The following is an 18,840-nucleotide window of genomic DNA, read 5'->3' as shown; positions in this document are numbered from 1 at the left end:
AATGGCCGCCCCCAAACGCGCCCGCTATTTCCTCTCCACCGTTATCATGGTCACGAACGGATGATACTGCCACGGCACGCTGCCGCCTTTGCGGTACATCTTCGACAGGGTGCCGTCGAGATAAAGCATCTGCCGCACCCCAAGTTTTGACTGCGCATAGCAGGCAAAATCATAGAAGTTGGTTTCGCGATCGCTGAGCATAAACACCACCCGGCCCTGCTTATCGATGCCAACGCCGTTGCGCAGTTTGCGGGAGCTGGCGGAGGGCTTCAGCCGCCAGTTGATAGCGCCATTTTCAATCAGCATTGGGCCGGACTGCACCGCATAGCGGATGGCGGGAGAGCGTTTAAACGCCGGCAGCGGCACGATTTTCGCCCGGCCGTTCTCCACCAGGAATACGCCGCCGGGGCGGATAAAGAAGTTCCCGCCGCCGGCGGAGCGGTTTACCGGCGTCAGGCGCTTGCCGTCTTCGATATACAGCCCCAGCGGCGCGTAGGCCTTATCGTAAATGCCGCCGTTCATCGCCATCTGCACCCGGCCATCGCCATCGATACCCGCCAGCAGCGAACGCAGGGAACCCCAGGCTGTGCCGTGCCGATCCTGCCAGTACATCGCAATGCGCTCTTTCTGCGCATCCACCCGATAGCTCCGCAGGGTCAGCGTCGGGTCGGTGAGGGTACAGGCGGCGCTGGCGAGGGTGGCCAGGGGCAGCAGCGCCAGGGGGAGCAGGCAGCGTAATAACATGGGCGGTCCTTTCTATGGTCTGCGCCGAGTATACCCGCCTCGCTGCCTTATGCCGCCCAAATCTCACAGTGTTTTTGCACCAGCCCGGAAAGCGAACCACCGTTGGCGATAAACTCGCGCATCTGCTGCGCCTCGCTGTGCGGCGATTTCGCCTGGCGAACCACCGCCTCCAGCGCCGCCGTCGCCTTCAGCTGATGGGCGAAAGGGGCCAGCCGGTCGGCGAGCTGCAGGATCTCCTGGCGGATGCTGCGCTGCTCCCCGCCGCGCACATCGGTGAGAGTCCCGTCCAGCCCGTAGCGGCAGGCCTGATAGCGGTTAAAAGGGTACAGCAGATAATCGTCAGACTGGTGCTTAAAAGGACGCTCCGTCAACAGCCAGCAGGCCAGGGTCTGAATAAAGCCGGCGATGTGGATCGCCTGGGCGAGGGTCAGGGGGGTATCCATCACCCGCACCTCGACGGTCCCAAACTGCGGGCTGGGGCGAATATCCCAGTGCAGATCCTTCATGCTGTCGATCATGCTGGTGTAGCTCAGCTGGCGGAACAGGCGACGAAACCCCTGCCAGTCGGCCACCCACGGCATCGGGCCGTTGTCGGGATAAGAGGAGAAGCGGTTGAGGCGCGAACAGGCGAAGCGGCTGTCGGTGCTGTCGAACCACGGCGAGGCGGCGTTAAGGGCGATGAAATGCGGCACAAAGCGCGACAGGCCGTGCAGCAGATAGATGGCGTCGTCGCCGCTCTGGCAGCCGACGTGCACATGCTGGCCAAAGACCGTCGCCTGCTGCGCCAGATAGCCAAAATGCTCGACGGTTTTGACATAGCGCGGATTGTCGCTGATCTGCTGGCGCTGCCAGGCATGAAAGGGGTGCGAACCGCCGCCGCAGATCTGCAGATGATGATGCAGCGCCGCGCGCTGGACCGCCTGCTGGATGGCGCTGAGCTGGGCTTGCGCATGGCTGATGTCGCGACACACCCCGGTGGCGATCTCCAGCATGCTCTCGGTGATATCGTGCTTGGCTTCTCCCACGGTCAGTTCATGCTGGACGTCGGCAATCAGAGTCGAGGCATCCTGGCTGAGGTCGTAACCCGGCGGGTTCACCACCTGCAGCTCCAGTTCGATACCGAGGGTAAACGGATCGGAGCGGTGAAAATCGGCTAAAGGCATAGTCTCTCCCGGTCGATGTGTTCTCTGAAGTATAGAAGGGATTGTTCCCGGCGGAGAATACGCCGCGGCGGGGGAGGGGGAAGCATAAAAAAGTGACGCGACGTGATTATTTAAATTTTGCGATATAGCGACTGGTGCAATTCTGCAACATATTTCCCGCTGGCGGTGCGGCAGAATAAGGTTGAATTATTTTCCCATAATTATCATTGTGATAATATAAGTCCTTCTTATTTTATCGGTCGGTTTCGGCCTATTTCCGCCCGCACCAGAGCTGGTACGCATTTTGCCTGTTAATCAGTGACACTTTATTTAACAGGGATCATGTGATGCACAAAACGACGTTATTTTCGCGTGCCGGTCGTCTCGCCGTGGCGGTGAGCGGCGCACTGGCCCTGGCGGGCGCCGCCTTACCTGCCAACGCCTCCACGCTGCGGATCGCCATGACCGCCGCGGATATTCCGTTGACCCTCGGCCAGCCGGATCAGGGCTATGAGGGCAACCGCTTTACCGGCATCCCGCTGTACGACGCGCTGGTGGAGTGGGATCTGTCGCAAGGGGAAAAGCCCAGCGGTCTGGTGCCGGGGCTGGCGACCGAGTGGCACATCGATCCGCAGAACACCCGCCGCTGGATTTTCACCCTGCGTCCGGGGGTGAAATTTCATGATGGGAGCGAGGTGAACGCCGACGCCATCGTCTGGAACGTGGATAAGGTGCTCAATAAAGCAGCGCCACAGTACGCCCCGGGTCAGATCGGCAACACCCTGTCGCGGATGCCGACCCTCGCCGGCGCGGAGAAAATTGACGATCACACCGTGGCGCTGACCACCTCGGAACCGGACGCGCTGCTGCCGTACAACATCACCAACCTGTTTATTGTCTCGCCCACGGCGTGGCAGAAGCAGTATGACGCGGTGCCGGCCAGCGCGGGCGATAGCGCCGCGCGCAGCAAACAGGCGTGGACCGCCTTCGCCGCCCATGCGGTGGGCAGCGGCCCGTTCAAACTGGAGAAGCTGGTGCCGCGTCAGCAGCTGATCCTCGCGAAAAACCCCGACTACTGGAATAAAGATCGCATTCCCCGGGTGGATAAGGTGGTGCTGATCCCCTTGCCAGAGGCTAACGCCCGCACCGCGGCGCTGCTGTCGAAGCAGGTGGACTGGATTGAAGCCCCGGCGCCGGACGCCATCGATCAGATCAAGTCTCAGGGTTTTCACCTTTACGCCAACACCCAGCCGCACCTGTGGCCCTGGCAGTTCTCCTTTGAAAAAGGATCCCCGTGGCAGGACATTCGGGTGCGCAAAGCGGCCAACCTGTGTCTGAACCGCGCCGAGCTGAAGAGCTACCTCGGCGGCTATATGACCGAGGCCACCGGGGTCTACGAGGCCGACAGCCCGTGGCATGGCAAACCCACCTTCCAGATCAAATATGACCCGGACGCCGCCCGTCAGCTGATGACCGAGGCCGGATACAGCGCCGGCAAGCCGCTGCACGTCACGGTGGCGACCTCGGCTTCCGGCTCCGGGCAGATGCAGCCCTTGCCGATGAACGAGTATATCCAGCAGAGCCTGAAGAGCTGCTTCTTCAATGTGGATATCAAAGTGGTGGAATGGAACACCCTGTTCACCAACTGGCGTCTGGGCGCCCGGGATCCCTCGGCAAAAGGGATCGACGCGATCAACGTCAGCGCCGCGGTCAACGATCCCTATTTTGGCCTGATCCGCTTCTCCACCGCCAAAGCGTTTCCGCCGGTGGCGACCAACTGGGGCTACTTCTCCACCCCGGAGACGGAAAAACTGGCCGCCGCCGTCAAGCACGCCTTTACCCCGGAAGCGATGAATAAAGCCGCCGGCGAGCTGCACGCCGCGCTGGTGGATCAGGTGCCGTTCCTGTTTGTCGCCCACGACGTCGGGCCGCGCGCGATTTCGCCCGCGGTGACCGGGGTGGTGCAACCGCAGAGCTGGTTTATCGACCTCAGTCTGGTGAGCAAAAAAGAGTAATCGCGAAAGGGGCGACCGATGATCAATACGCTGCTATACCGCATTCTGCTGGCTATCCCCACCATGCTTGGGGTGGCGGTGATCTGTTTCATGCTGGTGCAGATAGCGCCTGGCGACCCGCTGGTGTCGGTAATGCCGCCGGACGCCTCGGAGGCGCTGCGCCAGACGTTGATGCAGGCCTACGGCTTTGATAAGCCGCTGCCCCTGCAGTTTATCCACTGGCTGTGGCGGGCGCTGCACGGCGACCTCGGTATGTCGGTCGCCACCGGCCGCCCGGTGATAGACGAGGTGATGACCGCGGTAAGCTACTCCCTGCGCCTGGCGCTGCTGGCGACGGCGATCGGTTTCGTCCTCGGCAGTCTGTTCGGCTTTGTCGCCGGCTATTTTCGCAACAGCGTCATTGACCGTCTGGCCTCGGTGTTGTCGGTGTTTGGCGTCAGCGTGCCGCACTACTGGCTGGGGATGCTGCTGGTGATCCTCTGCAGCGTCAAGTTCGCGCTGCTGCCGGCCACCGGCGGCGGGCCGATAGGCGAGGTGGGCTGGCAATGGGACTGGGCGCACCTGCAGTTCATGCTGCTGCCGGCCATCACGCTGTCGGTGATCCCGACCGGGATTATCGCCCGCACCGTGCGCTCGCAGGTCGCCGATATCCTCAGCCAGGAGTTCATCGTCGGCCTGCGCGCTCGCGGGCTCAACGAGTCGCGCATCTTTGTCCACGTCATGAAAAATGCCGCGCCAACCGCGCTGGCGGTGATGGGGCTGCAGGTGGGCTATCTGATGGGCGGCTCGATCCTCGTGGAGACCGTCTTCTCCTGGCCGGGAACCGGACTGCTGCTCAACACCGCCATTTTTCAGCGCGACCTGCCCCTGCTGCAGGGCACCATCTGGGTGCTGGCGCTGTTTTTCGTATTGCTCAACCTGTTGGTGGATATTCTGCAGACCACCCTCGACCCGCGCATTAAGAGGAGCTGACCATGGTGGATACGGCAACGACGAAAGCGGTCCCGGCCGCGCCGGCCAACGCTTCCCGGCAAGGTTACTGGCGCGGCGTGCTGCGCCGCCTGCTGCGCGATCCGGGCGGGGTATTCGTCGGCGCGATCATTCTCGTTCTGCTGGCCCTGGCGCTGTTCGGGCCGTGGCTTATCGTCAAAGACCCCTATCAAACGTCGATGTTCCTGCGCCTGAAGCCCATCGGCAGCGACGGCTTCCCGCTGGGCTCTGATGAGCTGGGGCGCGACATGCTGTCACGACTGATCCTCGGCACCCGGCTGTCGCTGTTTATGGGGATTGTCCCGGTGGTGTTCGCCTTTTTTATCGGCGGCGCCATCGGGATCATCGCTGGCTACATGGGCGGCAAAATCAATACCCTGATCATGCGCACCGTGGATGTGTTCTATGCCTTTCCCTCGGTCCTGCTGGCGATTGCGCTGTCGGGGGCGCTGGGGGCGGGCATCGGTAATGCGCTGCTGTCGCTGACCCTGGTGTTTGTCCCGCAGGTGGCGCGGATTGCCGAGAGCGTGACCGCCCAGGTACGGCATATGGACTATATCGATGCCGCCCGGGCCACCGGCGCCAGCGCGTTGACCATTATCCGCGTCCAGGTGCTGGGTAACGTGCTCGGGCCGATCTTCGTCTTCTCCACCGGACTGATTTCGGTGTGCATGATCCTCGCCTCCGGCCTGTCGTTTCTCGGCCTCGGCGTGCGGCCGCCGGAGCCCGAGTGGGGGCTGATGCTCAATACGCTGCGCACGGCAATCTATACCCAGCCGTGGGTGGCCGCCCTGCCGGGCCTGATGATTTTTATCACCTCCATTTCGTTCAATATCCTCGCGGACCGCCTGCGTGCGGCAATGGCGATTAAGGAGTAAGCGATGCAACCCTTTACCAATATCGACCTCGGCGGGCCGGCGCAGCCGCTGCTGAAGGTCAATCACCTGCTGAAGTACTTCCGCGGCGGCAAAGGCCGGGAGGTGGTCCAGGCGGTGGACGATATCAGCTTCACGGTGATGAAAGGCGAAACCCTGGGGGTGGTCGGCGAGTCGGGCTGCGGCAAATCGACCACCGCCCGGCTGCTGATGCAGTTGCTCACCCAGGACAGCGGCGAACTGATCTTCGACGGGCTGGGGGTCGGCTCGTCGCGTCTGCCGCTGAAAGCCTACCGTCGCCAGGTGCAGATGGTTTTCCAGGACAGCTATGCCTCGCTCAATCCGCGCCTGACCATGGAGGAGAGCATCGCCTTCGGCCAGCGCGTCCACGGCGTCAGCGCCAGAGAGGCCAGCGAATACGCCCGCTATCTGCTGGCGCACGTTGGCCTTGAGCCGGCGCGCTTTGCCGACCGCTATCCCCATGCGCTCTCCGGCGGCCAGCGGCAGCGGGTGAATATCGCCCGCGCGCTGGCGATGAAGCCGCGGCTGGTGATTCTTGATGAAGCGGTGTCGGCGCTGGATAAATCGGTGGAAGCTCAGGTGCTGCAGCTGCTGCAGGAGCTGAAGCGGACCCTCGAGCTGACCTATGTGTTTATCAGCCACGATCTGCACGTGGTGCGCTGGCTGTCGGATCGGATCCTCGTCATGTACCTTGGCGAAGTGGTGGAGATCGGCCCGGCGGAGCAGCTGTTTACCGCCTCCGCCCATCCCTATACCCGGGCGCTGTTAAGCTCCATGCCCTCCATGGATCCGCAAAACCGCACCCTGACCTCGCCGCTGAGCGGCGATCCCCCCAGCCCCATCGCGCCGCCGAGCGGCTGCCGCTTTCACACCCGCTGCCCACACGCGAAGGCGGTCTGCGCCGAGGTGAAACCGCGGCTGGAGGCGGTCGGGGAGGGGCACCAGAGCGCCTGCCTGATGGCGCAGCCGGCCTCGCCCTGGCATCAGAGCATCCCTCTTAAGGAGGTCAGCCATGTCGCATAACGCCTTTGTCCATGTGCGCGACCTGCGGGTCGTCTTTCGCCGCGACGGACAGACCATCAACGCGGTCAACGGGGTCTCCTTTGACGTACAAAAGGGGGAGGTGATGGCGTTGATTGGCGAGTCGGGTTCCGGCAAGAGCGTGACCCTGCGGGCGCTGATGCGCCTGCACCCGCCGGGGAGCAGTGAGCTCTCCGGCACCCTGCGGGTGGGGGACGACGCGGTGCTGACGATGAACGCCAGCCAGCTGCGGCGCTACCGCGGCGGGCGCTGCGCGATGATTTTTCAGGAGCCGCTGCTGGCCTTCGATCCGGTCTACACCGTCGGGCAGCAGATTATAGAAGGACTGCGCCGCCACGAAGGGCTGTCGCGCCAGGCGGCCCGGGACAGGGCGCTGGAGGCCCTGCGCCAGGTGCGCATTCCCAGCCCCGAACGGCGGCTGGAGGCTTACCCGCACGAGATGTCCGGCGGGATGCGCCAGCGGGCGATGATCGCCCTTGCGCTCTCCTGTAACCCGCAGCTGCTGCTGGCGGATGAGCCGACCACCGCCCTCGACGCCACGGTGCAAATCCAGATCCTGATCCTGCTGCGCGAGCAGCAAAAGCAGCGCGGGCTGTCGATCGTATTTGTGACCCACGACATCGGCGCCGCGGTGGAGATTGCCGACCGGGTGGCGGTGATGTACGCCGGGCGGATCGTTGAGGAGGCCGCCATGAGCGAGATCCTGCGCCACCCGCGCCATCCTTATACCCGGGTGCTGCTGGGCAGCCGGCCGAAAGAGGGGCTCAAGAAAGGCGATGCCCTGCAATGCATTCCCGGCGCGCCGCCGGATCTGGCGCGCTTGCCCCCCGGCTGCGCCTTTGCCGAGCGCTGCCCGCACCGTCGCCCGGTCTGCGAGCAGAGCCTGCCGCCGACGGAGGCCGCAGCGGAGCGCCACACGGTGAGTTGCCACCGCTGGCGCGAGCTGGCGATTGACGCCCACGCGCAGGCCCTGGCCGTCTGACCGACGGCAACACACTCTACAGATGAAGGCCAGGCGCTGATGCCTTATTTTCCACCGCCGGTTGCGCTGGCGGCGACCTTGATGTCAGGAGACCACCATGAGCAGTGATGTACTTTTTACCCCCGCCACCGACACCACCCGCTGGCGCATCAATGGCGACCGCCTGTGGGCGTCGTTAATGGACCTTGCTCAGATCGGCGCCACGCCGAAGGGCGGCTGCCGCCGTCTGACCCTCACCGACCTCGACCGCCAGGGGCGGGACCGGGTGATTGGCTGGGCGCGGGAGGCCGGGATGAGCGTCACCATCGATAAAATCGGCAATGTGTTTATGCGCCGGGAAGGGCGCAACCCCAGCCTGCCGCCCATCGTCTCCGGCAGCCATATCGACACCCAGCCCTCCGGCGGCAAATTTGACGGCAACTACGGCGTGCTGGCGGCGCTGGAGGTGGTGCGCACGCTCAACGATCGGCAGATTGCCACCGAGGCGCCGATTGAGGTGGTGTTCTGGACCAACGAAGAGGGGTCGCGCTTCGTGCCGGTGATGATGGGCTCCGGGGTCTTTGCCGGGGTCTTCCCGCTGGAGGAGACCTGGGCCGTCACGGATAAAGAGGGCGTCAGCGTCGGCGAGGCGCTGGCGCAGATCGGCTATATCGGCGAGCAGACCCCGGGAGAGCATCCCATCGGCGCCTATTTTGAGGCGCACATTGAGCAGGGACCGATTCTCGAAGATGAAGCGAAAACCATCGGTATCGTGCAGGGCGTGCTGGGGATCCGCTGGTACGACTGCGTGGTGACCGGCCAGGCGTCGCACGCTGGACCCACGCCGATGCGCCTGCGTCAGGATGCCCTGCAGGTGGCGACCCGCATTATGCAGGAGGTGGTCGCCATTGCCGGGCGCAGCGAAGAGGGACGCGGCACCGTCGGCAGCGTGCAGGTGTGGCCCAACAGCCGCAACGTGGTGCCCGGGGAGGTCACCTTCTCCATTGATATGCGCAATCTCAGCGATGCGCTGGTGGATGAAATGGATCGCCAGCTGCGGGCGTTTATCGCGGAGGTTGAGCGGGAGAGCGGTCTGCAGGTGGCCCTGAAGCAGGTGAGCCACTATCCGGCGGCGCCGTTCGATGGCGAATGCCAGCAGGCCATTGCTGATGCCGCGCAGCGGCTGGGCTACCCGGCGCGACCGATTGTCTCTGGCGCCGGGCATGACGCCGTGTATATGAGCTATCTGGCGCCGACCGGGATGATTTTTATTCCCTGCAAGGACGGGATCAGCCATAACGAAATGGAGTATGCCTCGCCGGAGCACGTCGCCGCCGGGGCCAACGTGCTGCTGCAGGTGATGCTCCAGTACGCCCGGCCGGTGTAGGCGGTCATCTTCCCCGGCGGGGCGACGCGTCAGGTCAGGCGCGGCTCCCGCTCCCTGCGCCAACCCGCTGGCGGCCAAATTTGCGCGAGCCCACCACGCACAGCACTACCCCGAGGGTGACCGCCAGCATCAAGGGGCTAACGGTTTCGTGCAACAGCGCCGCCGACAGGCCAAGCCCAAAGAACGGCTGCAATAGCTGGAGCTGGCCGACGGCGGCGATCCCGCCCGCGGCCAGCCCTTTGTACCAGAAGATAAAACCAATCAGCATGCTGAAGAGCGACACATAGCCCAGCGCGGCCCAGGAGGAGGTCGATATGGCGCGCCAGGAGGCGGGCTGAACCATCAGCGAGGCGGGGAGCATCAACGGCAGGGCTATCACCAGCGCCCAGCAGATCACCTGCCAGCCGCCGAGCTCCCGGGTCAGCTTTGCCCCTTCCGCATAGCCGAGGCCGCAGGCGATCACCGCCGCCAGCATCAGCAGATCGCCGCTGAGCGACGCCGCCGCACTTTGCGTCAGGGCGAATCCCATCACCAGCAGGCTGCCCAGCAGCGAAAAGATCCAGAAAGCCCGCCGCGGACGTTCGCCGCCGCGCAGTACGCCGAAGAGGGCGGTCATCAGCGGCAGCAGGCCAATAAACACAATCGAATGCGCTGAGGTGATGCGCTGCAGGGCCAGCGCCGTGAGCAGGGGAAAGCCGATCACCACCCCGGATGAGACGATGATCAGGGGCACAAGCTGCGCCAGGCGCGGGCGTTTCTGACGAAAGCCGACCAGCAGGGCGACGGCAAGCAGCCCGGCGATGGAGGCGCGCAGAAAGGTCAATAACAACGGATCCATATCCTGCACCGCCAGCCGCGTCGCGGGCAGCGAACCGCTGAAAATGATCACCCCCAGTAAACCATGAAGCCATCCGGACCAGGGGCCGGGCGCCGATTTATCCAGTGTTGAATCTACCACGTTAACCTCGCGTTATCTGATTGGGTTGCGCCCGCTTGAGCATCGTCAGCGGCGATGGTAATGTGGCCAATCTGATACAATCAAATTATTGTCATAGATACATTTCACGATGAAAGCCCGATACAAAGCCGTTGTCGACCGATACGCGCAGGCGATCCGCAGCGGGCAGCTGCCCGCCGGCACCCGTCTGCCGACGCACCGTACCCTGGCCGCCGAGGAACGCCTCTCGCTGGCCACCGCCACGCGCGTCTACCGTGAACTGGAGGAGATGGGGCTGGTCAGTGGCGAAACCGGGCGCGGCACCTTCGTGCGGGACCTCTCGCTGCCGCCGGGGCATGGGGTCGACCAGCAGGTGGTGGCCGCCGACGTCGTGGATCTTAACTTCAACTACCCTTCGCTGCCGGCGCAGGGCGATGCGCTGCGCGAGGCGCTCAGGCAGCTGGCGATGGCGGGCGATATTGACTCGCATCTGCGCTATCAGCCTCACGCCGGGCGGCTCGCCGAGCGGGAAATCATCGCCCGCCATTTGACCTGCCGGCACTTTGCGCCGGACGCGGAAAATGTCCTGATCGTCAACGGCGCGCAGCACGGGCTGGCGGTGACCGTTATGGGGCTGTTACGTCCGGGGGATGTGGTGGCGGTGGATGCGCTGACCTATTCGGGCTTCAAGGTGCTGGCGGCGCTCTATCATCTGGAGCTGGCGGCGATCCCCTGTCGGGCCGAGGGGCCGGACCTGCAGGCGCTTCACACGCTGTGCCAGCAGCGGCGGGTGCGGGCGGTGTATACCATGCCGACGCTGCACAATCCGCTGGGCTGGGTGCTCAACGCCGGGCAGCGGCAGGCGCTGGCCGACCTCGCGCGCCAGCACGATCTGCTGATTATCGAAGATGCCGCCTACGCCCGGCTGGTGAGCCGTCCGCCGCCGCCGGTGGTCAGCTATGCGCCGGAAAGAACGGTGTATGTCACCGGATTTTCGAAAAATATCGCCACCGGACTGCGCGTGGGGGTGGTGATTTCTCCGCCGCGCTATCGGCCGGAGATTGAGCGCGCCATCCGGGCCACGACGTGGAATACGCCGACGCTGATAAGCTCGCTGATCTGCGCCTGGATTGAAGATGGCACGGTGGCCCGCTTTGAAACGCAGAAACGACAGGATGCGCGACAGCGGCAGCAGGTGGCCCGCGAGGTGCTCTGCGGCCTTCCCGTCGTGAGTCATCCCGATTCGTACTTTGTCTGGCTGCCGCTGGGCGAAGAGAGCCGGGCCGACCGGCTGGCGAATGCGCTGATGGAACGCCGTATTTCGGTGTCGACCGCCGAGCCGTTCTGCGTCTCCGCCACGATCCCACAGGCGCTGCGCATCGCGCTCGGTTCGGTGCCTTTCGACAGCCTGCGCCCGGCGCTGCTCAACGTGCGCGATGCCGTCGAGTATGAGCAATCCCGCTAACCCATCTGCTCCAGCTGGCCGCGCAGGACTTCCACCCCCCGGGCGATGGCGTCGGGGTTAATGGCGTGGAATCCCATGCGAAAGTAGTTATCCGGCGGCGCGGCGTTGAGAAAATGGCGCGCCCCGGGCTCAATCAGCACGCCGGCGTGGGCGGCGCGCCAGGTAAGCTGCTGGGTGTTGATCTGCGCCGGGGTCTGCAGCCAGAAGGCGTTAGCGTGTTCGCTCCCCGCCAGCGCGCGGCACGACGGCAGGTAGCGCTGCAGGGCGGCGTGCAGGCGCTCCCAGCGCTGGGCGGAGTCGTAGTGGTAGCGCCGCAGATGGGTTTCATAATGGCCCTGGGCGAGGAAGTGGGCCATCTGGTACTGAATGTTGGTCGGCGGATGGCGATAGACCAGCCGGCGCAGGGCGCGCGCCTCGTCGATCAGGTCCGGGTCGGCGACCATAAACCCCAGCCGCAGCCCCGGCGACAGCGCCTTTGACAGGCTGCTGACATACACCACCCGGCCGCTGCGATCGCTGGCCTTCAGCGCCGGCAGCGGGTTTTGGGTAAAGTTACTCTCCGAGTCATAATCATCTTCAATGATCACCGCGTCATGGCGGGCGGCATGCTCCAGCAGCTGGCGGCGGCGCGCGCTGCTCATCGCCACACCGGTGGGCACCTGGTGGCCGGGGGTGACATAGTAGTAATCGCAGGGACGCTCATTAAGCACGATCCCCTCTTCATCCACCGGGTGCGGCGCTACCTCGGCGTCGGCGAGCAGAAAGGTGTTGATGGCTTCGCGAAAGCAGGGGTTTTCGACGCCAATGCGGGTGGTGGAAGAGAGCAGCAGCCGTGTCAGCAGGTAGAGGGCGTTTTGCGAGCCCAGGGTGATGAGAATTTCGTCCGGGGCGGCGACAATGCCGCGCTTGGGCAGCACCCGGGTGCGGATCTGCTCGATGAGCATCGGCACATCCTGGTCAATATGGTCGACCACCCACGCCGGATCGCGCACCCCGCCGTGCAGCCAGTTGGCCGCCGAGCGCCAGGTAGCCAGCGGGAACTGCCGGGTATCGGGCTGGCCGTAGATAAACGGGTAGCGGTAGTGCATCCAGCCCGCCGGTTTGAGGATCGACTCCTGCTGGCTGGGGGTCATCTGCAGCCGGTCGCCCCAGCGTGGTGCAGCCGCTTCGCGCTGCGGTGCACTCTCGACCGCGGGAGGCGAAGCGTCGTGATAGTCGGGATGCAGGTAGTAACCGCTTCGCGGGCGGCTTATCAGATAGCCCTCGTTGACCAGGCTTTCGAACACCAGGGCGGTGGTATTGCGCGAGACGCGCAGCTGGCTGGCCAGCTGGCGGCAGGAGGGCAGCGGGGTGTCGGCGGCGAAGATCCCGCTGAGAATGGCATTCACCAGCGTCTCTCGCACCTGCTCCTGCAAACCGCGGCCAGGCTCAAAATCAACGTGTAACAGGTGACGGATCATACGGGGCTCCTCTGGCAATAACGCATCGCGACCACCCCATAAGCTCAGCAAATTCCATACCACCCTTCCGCCATCTGACACAGCGATGCGGCCCATCTGGCTCTATACGGAATTGCAAAACGCTCCCACATTAAAAACGCATTCAGCCGCCGCGGACCGGAACCTCCCGGCCTCTATTTTGCATAAACCTTTTCGCGTTCTGGAATGAACCCGTCTGGCCCATCCATCAGGGGTGAAATAATGAAAAAATCATTGGCATCAATGTGTCTGAGCGCTGTATTAACGGTTGCTTTTTCTTATCACGCCGTCGCGGCCGATCTGCCGGAAATAGAAAAATCCGGCACCCTGAAAGTGGCGACGGAAGATGATTATGCGCCATTTAACTTTATGAATAATGGTCAGGCCGATGGCTTTAACAAAGATATGCTTGAGGAGTTACGTAAATACGCCAAATTTCATGTCGACCAGAGCATATTACCGTGGACCGGATTATTAGCGGCCGTCTCCACCGGACAATACGATATGGCCTTGACCGGGGCGGTTATTACCGATGAGCGGCTGAAGGTCTTTGATTTCACCCCGCCGTGGGCCTCCGCGCAGCACTATTTCGTCAAACGCGCTGGCGATACCTCGCTAAACACCATTGCCGATCTCAGCGGCAAAAAAGTGGGCGTGCAGGCGGGCAGCGCGCTGCTGGCGCGTTTGCCGGAGCTGAAGGCGATGCTGGAGAAGACCGGCGGCAAGCTGGGGCCGGTGGTGGAGTACCCCTCCTATCCGGAAGCCTACGCCGACCTGGCGAATAAGCGGCTGGATTACGTGATTAACGTGGTGATCTCGGTAAACGACCTGGCGAAAGCCAAACCGAAGGTCTTCGCCAAAGGGCTGGCCGTCTCCGGACCGGGCTATATGGCGTGGCCGATCCCGAAAAACTCGCCGCAGCTGCTGGCCTATATGACCAAGTTTATGAACCACATGAAGGAGACCGGCAAGCTCGCCGAGCTGCAGAAAAAGTGGTTTGGCGAAACCTATGACAACCTGCCCACCGAGGCGATCACCAGCCCGGAACAGTTTCATAAGCTTGCCGGTCTGTAATGTTCCGCGGCGGGCGACCGCCGCCTGTTGCTGAGAAGGAGGGCCTCATGGATGCAATTTCCTGGCAGTTATTAATCGAAGGCGCATGGACGACCCTCTGGATTTCGGCCATCGCTATCGCCTTCGGGGTGGTGGCGGGGCTGCTGATCGCCCTGGTGCGGATGCTGCGCCTGCCGGTTATCGACCAGCTGCTGGTGGTCTATATCAGCCTGGCCCGCGCGACGCCGCTGGTGACGCTGGTGCTGTTTCTGTTCCTTTCCCTGCCCACGATGGGCATTAACCTCGACAAGAACGTGGCCGCCATCGTGGCGCTGACGCTTAACACCTCGGCGTTTAACGCTGAGATCTGGCGCAACGCCTTCCGCACCTTTCCGCGCGAACAGCGGGAGGCGGCGGAATCGGTGGGAATGCGCCGCTGGACCTACTTCCGCTACATCATGCTGCCGCAGATGTGGATCGAGAGCCTGCCGGCGCTGGTCAATGAGATGTCATTTTTGATCAAAGGTAGCCCGGCCATCGCCGTGATCGGCGTGGTGGATCTCACCCGGGTGACCAACCGTATCTCCTCGGTCACCTACGAGCCGCTGTCGCCGATCCTCGCCGCCGGCCTGCTGTATGTGGCGATCATCGGCTGTTTATTGAAGCTGCAGGGGATCGCGGAACGGAAAGCCAGGCGCCTGGCGCGCTAGCAACGGGAGGTATTATGAATCAGTGGGGCGTTATCTGGTCGGTACGCGATAGCTTTATTGCCGGGTTATTCGCGACCCTCGAACTGTTTATTACCGCCGCCCTCGCGGCCCTTATTATCGGTATTGCGCTGTGCTATTTGAGTGAATATCAAAAGAAAGTCCTTAACCGGGTTATCATTGGTTTCGTCAGCCTGATGCGCGCGATCCCTTTTTTGATCCTCGCCTATCTGCTGTATTACGGACTGCCGCAGCTCGGTATTAGCATGGAGCCGTGGACCGCCGGTTTACTGGCCCTGATTATTTATCATGGCGCCTATTTTTTTGAAATATTGCGCAGCCAGCGGCGGGTATTTTCCGGCGGGTATATTGAAGCCGCCATTGCTCAGGGCTTTTCTCGCTATGCCATTTTTCGGCGGATTATTTTACCCAATATCGTCTCTTCCGCCTTACCGCTGATCGGCAATCAGCTGATTATCTGCCTGAAGGACACCGCTTTCCTGAGCATTATTACCGTTCAGGAGATCACCGCCGCCGCCAACAGCGTCCAGGCGACCTATTTTATTCCGTTTAACGCCTTTATCGTCGCCATTGGGCTTTACTGGGCGATCAGCATTCTGCTGGAGCTGCTGATTAAGCGCCTGACCGCCTGGGGAGCCAAAAGAGGAATGAGCCATGCCTGAGTCTATTGCCGTAAGCGTCAAAAACGTCTCCAAGCAGTTCGATAATGTGGAAGTCCTGCGGGATATTAACCTGACGGTGGAGAAGGGGACCGTGGTGAGTATTCTCGGCTCGTCCGGGTCGGGAAAATCCACCCTGCTGCGCTGTATGAACTGGCTGGAACAGCCGGACCGCGGCGAAATTCATATCGGCGGTCAGCGGCTGGGGATTGATGAGCAGCGCGGCCGGGCGATGTCGCACCGCCAGCTGGCGAAAATTCGCGAGCGGGTGGGGATGGTCTTTCAGAGTTTTAACCTGTGGCCGCACCTGACCGTGCAGCAGAACGTCAGCGAGGCGCTGCTGCGCGTTAAGGGCATGAAACGAGACGAGGCGCAGGCCATGGCCATGCAGCAGCTGGAGAAAGTCGGCATGGCGCACAAAGCCAATGTCTACCCGATCACCCTCTCCGGCGGGCAGAAGCAGCGGGTGGCGATCGCCCGTTCGCTGGCGATGTCGCCGGAAGTTATCCTCTTTGACGAACCGACCTCGGCGCTGGATCCGGAGCTGGTGAACGAAGTGTTAGGGGTGATGAAAGCCCTTGCCGCCGAGGGCTACACCATGGTGGTGGTGACCCACGAGATGGATTTTGCCCGCCAGGTGTCCAATGAGGTGGTGTTTCTGGAGAAGGGGCTGCTGATTGAGAAGGCGCCGCCGGAGAAGTTTTTCACGCAACCTGACTCCGAACGCGTCAGGCAGTTTCTGCAAAGCAGCCGCTAGACCGGCCTGTGCCCCCTGCCGGCAGCGCCGGCAGGGGGAGCGTCGGGTTTCGCTTAATCCCGGTCGATGGCGAACGGCTGCCACGCCTGGCGCACCGGCATCACCTCCACCCGGTTAATGTTCATATGCGCCGGCAGCGTGGCGATATAAAACATCTGCTCGGCGATATCGCGCGCGCTCAGCGGCGTGGTGCCGCGATAGAGCTTATCCGATGCCGCCTGGTCGCCCTTAGTGCGCACCAGGGTAAATTCGGTCTCGGCAATCCCCGGCGCCAGATCGGTGACCCGCACGCCGGTGCCAAGCAGATCGCAGCGCAGGTTATAGCTGAACTGTTTTACAAAGGCCTTGCTGGCGCCATAGACATGGCTGCCGGGATAGGGCCACTGCCCGGCGATCGAGCCGATATTGATAATGCTCGCCCCGGCGCCATGGCGGATCAGCGTCGGCAGCAGGGCGTGGGTCATCGTCACCAGACCGGTGACGTTGGTGTCGATCATCGTTTTCCAGTCCTCCAGCGCCACCTCCTGCGCCGGCAGCGGCGACAGCGCCAGCCCGGCGTTGTTGATCAGGGTGGTGATATCGGCGAAATCGGCGGGCAGCGACGCCACCGCCGCAGCCACCGCCTCGCTGTCACGAACGTCAAGCTCAATAATATGCACCGGCACCTGGGCGGCGAGTCTGTCCTGCAAGGCCTTCAGTCGCGGATAGCGGCGCCCGCTCAACACCAGCGACCAGCCCGCATCGGCAAACACCTGCGCTGCCGCTTCGCCAAAACCCGAGGTCGCCCCGGTGATAAACACTACGTTGCTCGTTGCCATCTCATTCTCCTGTGCGGTTGTCCCTTCACTATAAAAACGCCGGACGGCAAGGCACAGGGCCAGACGACGGGCGGGGATGTGACACCGTGTCACATCGTTTTGCGCACACTGGCTCTATCCGATTTGCGCGGCCGCGGCCAATGATGAAGTCAACCACTACGACATGAGAGAGGGCAGGGTATGAAGCTGGCAATTCACAACGAGGTCGCGGTAAGCAATGACGAAGTTCGGCAATTGGATCGCGCCTATGTGTTTCATTCATGGTCGATGCAGGGCAATCTCAACCCGCTGGTCATCGCCGGGGCGCAAGGCTGCGAGCTATGGGATTATGAGGGGAACACCTGGCTCGACTTCAGCAGCCAGCTGGTGAACGTCAACATTGGCTATCAACATCCCCGGGTGCTGGCGGCCATGAAGGCGCAGCTGGAGACCCTGGTCACCATCGCGCCCGCTACCGCCAACCTTGCCCGCGGCGAAGCGGCGAAGCGCATCGTCGACCTGGCGCCGGCGGGCTTCAGCAAGGTATTTTTCACCAACGCCGGGGCGGATGCCAATGAGAACGCGATTCGCATGGCGCGGCTGTATACCGGACGCGACAAGGTGCTGTCGGCCTATCGCTCCTACCATGGCAACACCGGCAGCGCGATCGCCGCCACCGGCGACTGGCGCCGGGTGCCGAATGAGTTTTCCCGCGGCCATGTGCATTTCTTCAATCCTTACCTTTACCGCAGCGAGTTCAACGCTGCGACCGAGGAGGAGGAGTGCCAGCGCGCGCTGGCCCATCTGCGGCGGATCATTGAATGCGAGGGGCCGACGGCTATCGCGGCGATCCTGCTGGAGTCCATCCCCGGCACCGCCGGGATCCTCGTGCCGCCGGCAGGCTATATGCAGGGCGTGCGCGCGCTGGCCGACGAGTTTGGCATCGTGCTGATCCTCGATGAGGTGATGGCCGGCTTTGGTCGTACCGGCAGCTGGTTCGCCTTTGAACAGGATGGCGTGGTGCCAGATCTGGTGACCTTTGCCAAGGGGGTTAACGCCGGCTACGTGCCGGCGGGCGGGGTGCTGATTAGCGAGCCGATTGCCCGCTATTTTGACGATCACTTCTTTGCCGGGGGGCTGACCTACTCCGGCCATCCGCTGGCGATGGCGGCGATTGTCGCCACCATCGACGCGATGAAAGAGGAGAAGGTGGTTGAGAACGCGGCCTATATCGGCAACGAGGTGCTGCGCCCCGGTCTCGAGGCGCTGGCGGAGAAGCACGCCATTATCGGCGAGGTGCGCGGTCGCGGCCTGTTTCAGGCGCTGGAGCTGGTGAGCAGCCGTGAACAAAAAACGCCGTTGACCGCCGCCGACATGGCCGCGATCAAAGGGGCCCTGACCGAAGCCGGGCTGCTGGCCTTTGTGGTGGAGAACCGCATTCATGTGGTACCGCCGTGCACCATTACTGCTGAGCAGGTGGCGCAGGGGCTGGGGATTTTTGATGCGGTCTTCGCCCGCTTTGCCAGCCTGGCGAAGTAGGGGAGGGTAGCGGAAGCGACCGCCGGACGGTTCCCTTTCCCTCCGGGAGAGGGCCAGGGGGAGGGGAAGCGCTGCCGTGTGGTTTTTTATGTTATCTGTGGCTTCAGCGTAGTTTGCGCTCCCGGCTAATCGTCTGCGTTATGTCAATTCCGGGCAGATTGCGCTCCCGGTTAATTTTCTGCGTTATGTCTCTTACGGCGCAGGGAGCGCACAGGGGGCGGCCAGTCGCCGCCGCCCCCTGTACCCCCGGG

The 18,840-nt window shown here is 62.9% G+C and carries 17 protein-coding genes; 12 read left to right on the top strand and 5 right to left on the bottom strand.

Features of this window, described 5'->3' with window-relative positions; genetic code table 11:
- Positions 1–24: 24 nt before the first annotated feature.
- On the bottom strand, positions 25–744 hold the full coding sequence (locus ABLV52_RS11655; RefSeq protein WP_348890406.1) for a phosphodiester glycosidase family protein: 720 nt from the start codon (positions 742–744) through the stop codon (positions 25–27).
- Positions 745–791: 47 nt separating this feature from the next.
- Positions 792–1,907 carry a YbdK family carboxylate-amine ligase gene (locus ABLV52_RS11650; protein ID WP_348890405.1) on the bottom strand — a complete coding sequence of 372 codons (1,116 nt, stop codon included), beginning with the start codon at positions 1,905–1,907 and terminating at the stop codon, positions 792–794.
- Between the two features lie 326 nt (positions 1,908–2,233).
- Between ABLV52_RS11650 and ABLV52_RS11645 the strand changes: the two genes are divergently transcribed.
- From ABLV52_RS11645 to ABLV52_RS11620, 6 genes are all read left to right on the top strand, one after another.
- The gene (locus tag ABLV52_RS11645; protein ID WP_023288739.1) at positions 2,234–3,901 is read left to right on the top strand and encodes an ABC transporter substrate-binding protein; all 1,668 of its coding nucleotides are present in this window, start codon (positions 2,234–2,236) and stop codon (positions 3,899–3,901) included.
- Positions 3,902–3,919: 18 nt separating this feature from the next.
- The gene (locus ABLV52_RS11640) at positions 3,920–4,873 is read left to right on the top strand and encodes an ABC transporter permease (RefSeq protein WP_023288740.1); all 954 of its coding nucleotides are present in this window, start codon (positions 3,920–3,922) and stop codon (positions 4,871–4,873) included.
- A gap of 2 nt (positions 4,874–4,875) precedes the next feature.
- Positions 4,876–5,769 carry an ABC transporter permease gene (locus tag ABLV52_RS11635; RefSeq protein ID WP_023288741.1) on the top strand — a complete coding sequence of 298 codons (894 nt, stop codon included), beginning with the start codon at positions 4,876–4,878 and terminating at the stop codon, positions 5,767–5,769.
- Positions 5,770–5,772: 3 nt separating this feature from the next.
- On the top strand, positions 5,773–6,810 hold the full coding sequence (locus ABLV52_RS11630; RefSeq protein ID WP_048334323.1) for an ABC transporter ATP-binding protein: 1,038 nt from the start codon (positions 5,773–5,775) through the stop codon (positions 6,808–6,810).
- Positions 6,800–7,810 carry an ABC transporter ATP-binding protein gene (locus ABLV52_RS11625; protein WP_104466582.1) on the top strand — a complete coding sequence of 337 codons (1,011 nt, stop codon included), beginning with the start codon at positions 6,800–6,802 and terminating at the stop codon, positions 7,808–7,810. The genes ABLV52_RS11630 and ABLV52_RS11625 overlap by 11 nt, the downstream gene beginning before the upstream one ends.
- A 97-nt stretch (positions 7,811–7,907) precedes the next feature.
- Entirely contained in the window at positions 7,908–9,176 is a 1,269-nt protein-coding gene (locus ABLV52_RS11620; protein WP_060589589.1) for a Zn-dependent hydrolase, read from the top strand.
- 34 nt (positions 9,177–9,210) lie between these two features.
- On the opposite strand, the gene ABLV52_RS11615 is transcribed toward ABLV52_RS11620, so the two are convergent.
- Entirely contained in the window at positions 9,211–10,119 is a 909-nt protein-coding gene (locus ABLV52_RS11615; RefSeq protein ID WP_032429109.1) for a DMT family transporter, read from the bottom strand.
- 124 nt (positions 10,120–10,243) lie between these two features.
- Here ABLV52_RS11615 and ABLV52_RS11610 point away from each other — a divergent pair, with 124 nt between their 5' ends.
- A complete protein-coding gene (locus ABLV52_RS11610) occupies positions 10,244–11,578 on the top strand; it encodes a PLP-dependent aminotransferase family protein (RefSeq protein ID WP_044521504.1) in 1,335 nt (444 codons plus the stop codon).
- Here the strand turns inward: ABLV52_RS11610 and ABLV52_RS11605 are convergent.
- Positions 11,575–13,038, bottom strand: coding sequence for a PLP-dependent aminotransferase family protein (locus ABLV52_RS11605; protein ID WP_023288747.1), 1,464 nt, complete (start codon positions 13,036–13,038; stop codon positions 11,575–11,577). The two genes, ABLV52_RS11610 and ABLV52_RS11605, sit on opposite strands and share 4 nt — an antisense overlap.
- Positions 13,039–13,278: 240 nt before the next feature.
- Here ABLV52_RS11605 and ABLV52_RS11600 point away from each other — a divergent pair, with 240 nt between their 5' ends.
- From ABLV52_RS11600 to ABLV52_RS11585, 4 genes are read left to right on the top strand one after another with little or no spacing between them, the layout of a single operon-like run.
- Positions 13,279–14,130 (top strand): transporter substrate-binding domain-containing protein, encoded by an 852-nt coding sequence (locus ABLV52_RS11600; protein WP_022631237.1) that lies wholly within the window; start codon positions 13,279–13,281, stop codon positions 14,128–14,130.
- Between the two features lie 47 nt (positions 14,131–14,177).
- Positions 14,178–14,819, top strand: a complete 642-nt coding sequence (locus ABLV52_RS11595; RefSeq protein ID WP_002893187.1) for an amino acid ABC transporter permease — start codon at positions 14,178–14,180, stop codon at positions 14,817–14,819.
- A 14-nt stretch (positions 14,820–14,833) separates the two neighbouring features.
- Positions 14,834–15,499: an ABC transporter permease subunit gene (locus ABLV52_RS11590; RefSeq protein WP_004885631.1), complete on the top strand. Its 666-nt coding sequence runs from the start codon at positions 14,834–14,836 to the stop codon at positions 15,497–15,499.
- Positions 15,492–16,253: an amino acid ABC transporter ATP-binding protein gene (locus tag ABLV52_RS11585; RefSeq protein WP_023288748.1), complete on the top strand. Its 762-nt coding sequence runs from the start codon at positions 15,492–15,494 to the stop codon at positions 16,251–16,253. The genes ABLV52_RS11590 and ABLV52_RS11585 overlap by 8 nt, the downstream gene beginning before the upstream one ends.
- Positions 16,254–16,306: 53 nt before the next feature.
- Here ABLV52_RS11585 and ABLV52_RS11580 read toward each other — a convergent pair whose 3' ends face one another.
- Positions 16,307–17,071 carry an SDR family NAD(P)-dependent oxidoreductase gene (locus ABLV52_RS11580; RefSeq protein ID WP_023288749.1) on the bottom strand — a complete coding sequence of 255 codons (765 nt, stop codon included), beginning with the start codon at positions 17,069–17,071 and terminating at the stop codon, positions 16,307–16,309.
- A 180-nt stretch (positions 17,072–17,251) separates the two neighbouring features.
- Here ABLV52_RS11580 and ABLV52_RS11575 point away from each other — a divergent pair, with 180 nt between their 5' ends.
- Positions 17,252–18,589, top strand: a complete 1,338-nt coding sequence (locus tag ABLV52_RS11575) for an aspartate aminotransferase family protein (RefSeq protein WP_032455038.1) — start codon at positions 17,252–17,254, stop codon at positions 18,587–18,589.
- Positions 18,590–18,840 lie beyond the last annotated feature (251 nt).

This window comes from Klebsiella sp. GB_Kp056 (assembly GCF_040064755.1).
Taxonomy (GTDB): Bacteria; Pseudomonadota; Gammaproteobacteria; order Enterobacterales; family Enterobacteriaceae; genus Klebsiella; species Klebsiella quasipneumoniae.
This window is presented reverse-complemented; position numbering and strand designations above follow the sequence as displayed.

Coding starts and splice junctions, on each gene's coding strand:
- ABLV52_RS11655 (WP_348890406.1), bottom strand. CDS start 744: ATGTTATTACGCTGCCTGCTCCCCCTGGCGCTGCTGCCCCTGGCCACC.
- ABLV52_RS11650 (WP_348890405.1), bottom strand. CDS start 1,907: ATGCCTTTAGCCGATTTTCACCGCTCCGATCCGTTTACCCTCGGTATC.
- ABLV52_RS11645 (WP_023288739.1), top strand. CDS start 2,234: ATGCACAAAACGACGTTATTTTCGCGTGCCGGTCGTCTCGCCGTGGCG.
- ABLV52_RS11640 (WP_023288740.1), top strand. CDS start 3,920: ATGATCAATACGCTGCTATACCGCATTCTGCTGGCTATCCCCACCATG.
- ABLV52_RS11635 (WP_023288741.1), top strand. CDS start 4,876: ATGGTGGATACGGCAACGACGAAAGCGGTCCCGGCCGCGCCGGCCAAC.
- ABLV52_RS11630 (WP_048334323.1), top strand. CDS start 5,773: ATGCAACCCTTTACCAATATCGACCTCGGCGGGCCGGCGCAGCCGCTG.
- ABLV52_RS11625 (WP_104466582.1), top strand. CDS start 6,800: ATGTCGCATAACGCCTTTGTCCATGTGCGCGACCTGCGGGTCGTCTTT.
- ABLV52_RS11620 (WP_060589589.1), top strand. CDS start 7,908: ATGAGCAGTGATGTACTTTTTACCCCCGCCACCGACACCACCCGCTGG.
- ABLV52_RS11610 (WP_044521504.1), top strand. CDS start 10,244: ATGAAAGCCCGATACAAAGCCGTTGTCGACCGATACGCGCAGGCGATC.
- ABLV52_RS11605 (WP_023288747.1), bottom strand. CDS start 13,038: ATGATCCGTCACCTGTTACACGTTGATTTTGAGCCTGGCCGCGGTTTG.
- ABLV52_RS11600 (WP_022631237.1), top strand. CDS start 13,279: ATGAAAAAATCATTGGCATCAATGTGTCTGAGCGCTGTATTAACGGTT.
- ABLV52_RS11595 (WP_002893187.1), top strand. CDS start 14,178: ATGGATGCAATTTCCTGGCAGTTATTAATCGAAGGCGCATGGACGACC.
- ABLV52_RS11590 (WP_004885631.1), top strand. CDS start 14,834: ATGAATCAGTGGGGCGTTATCTGGTCGGTACGCGATAGCTTTATTGCC.
- ABLV52_RS11585 (WP_023288748.1), top strand. CDS start 15,492: ATGCCTGAGTCTATTGCCGTAAGCGTCAAAAACGTCTCCAAGCAGTTC.
- ABLV52_RS11580 (WP_023288749.1), bottom strand. CDS start 17,071: ATGGCAACGAGCAACGTAGTGTTTATCACCGGGGCGACCTCGGGTTTT.
- ABLV52_RS11575 (WP_032455038.1), top strand. CDS start 17,252: ATGAAGCTGGCAATTCACAACGAGGTCGCGGTAAGCAATGACGAAGTT.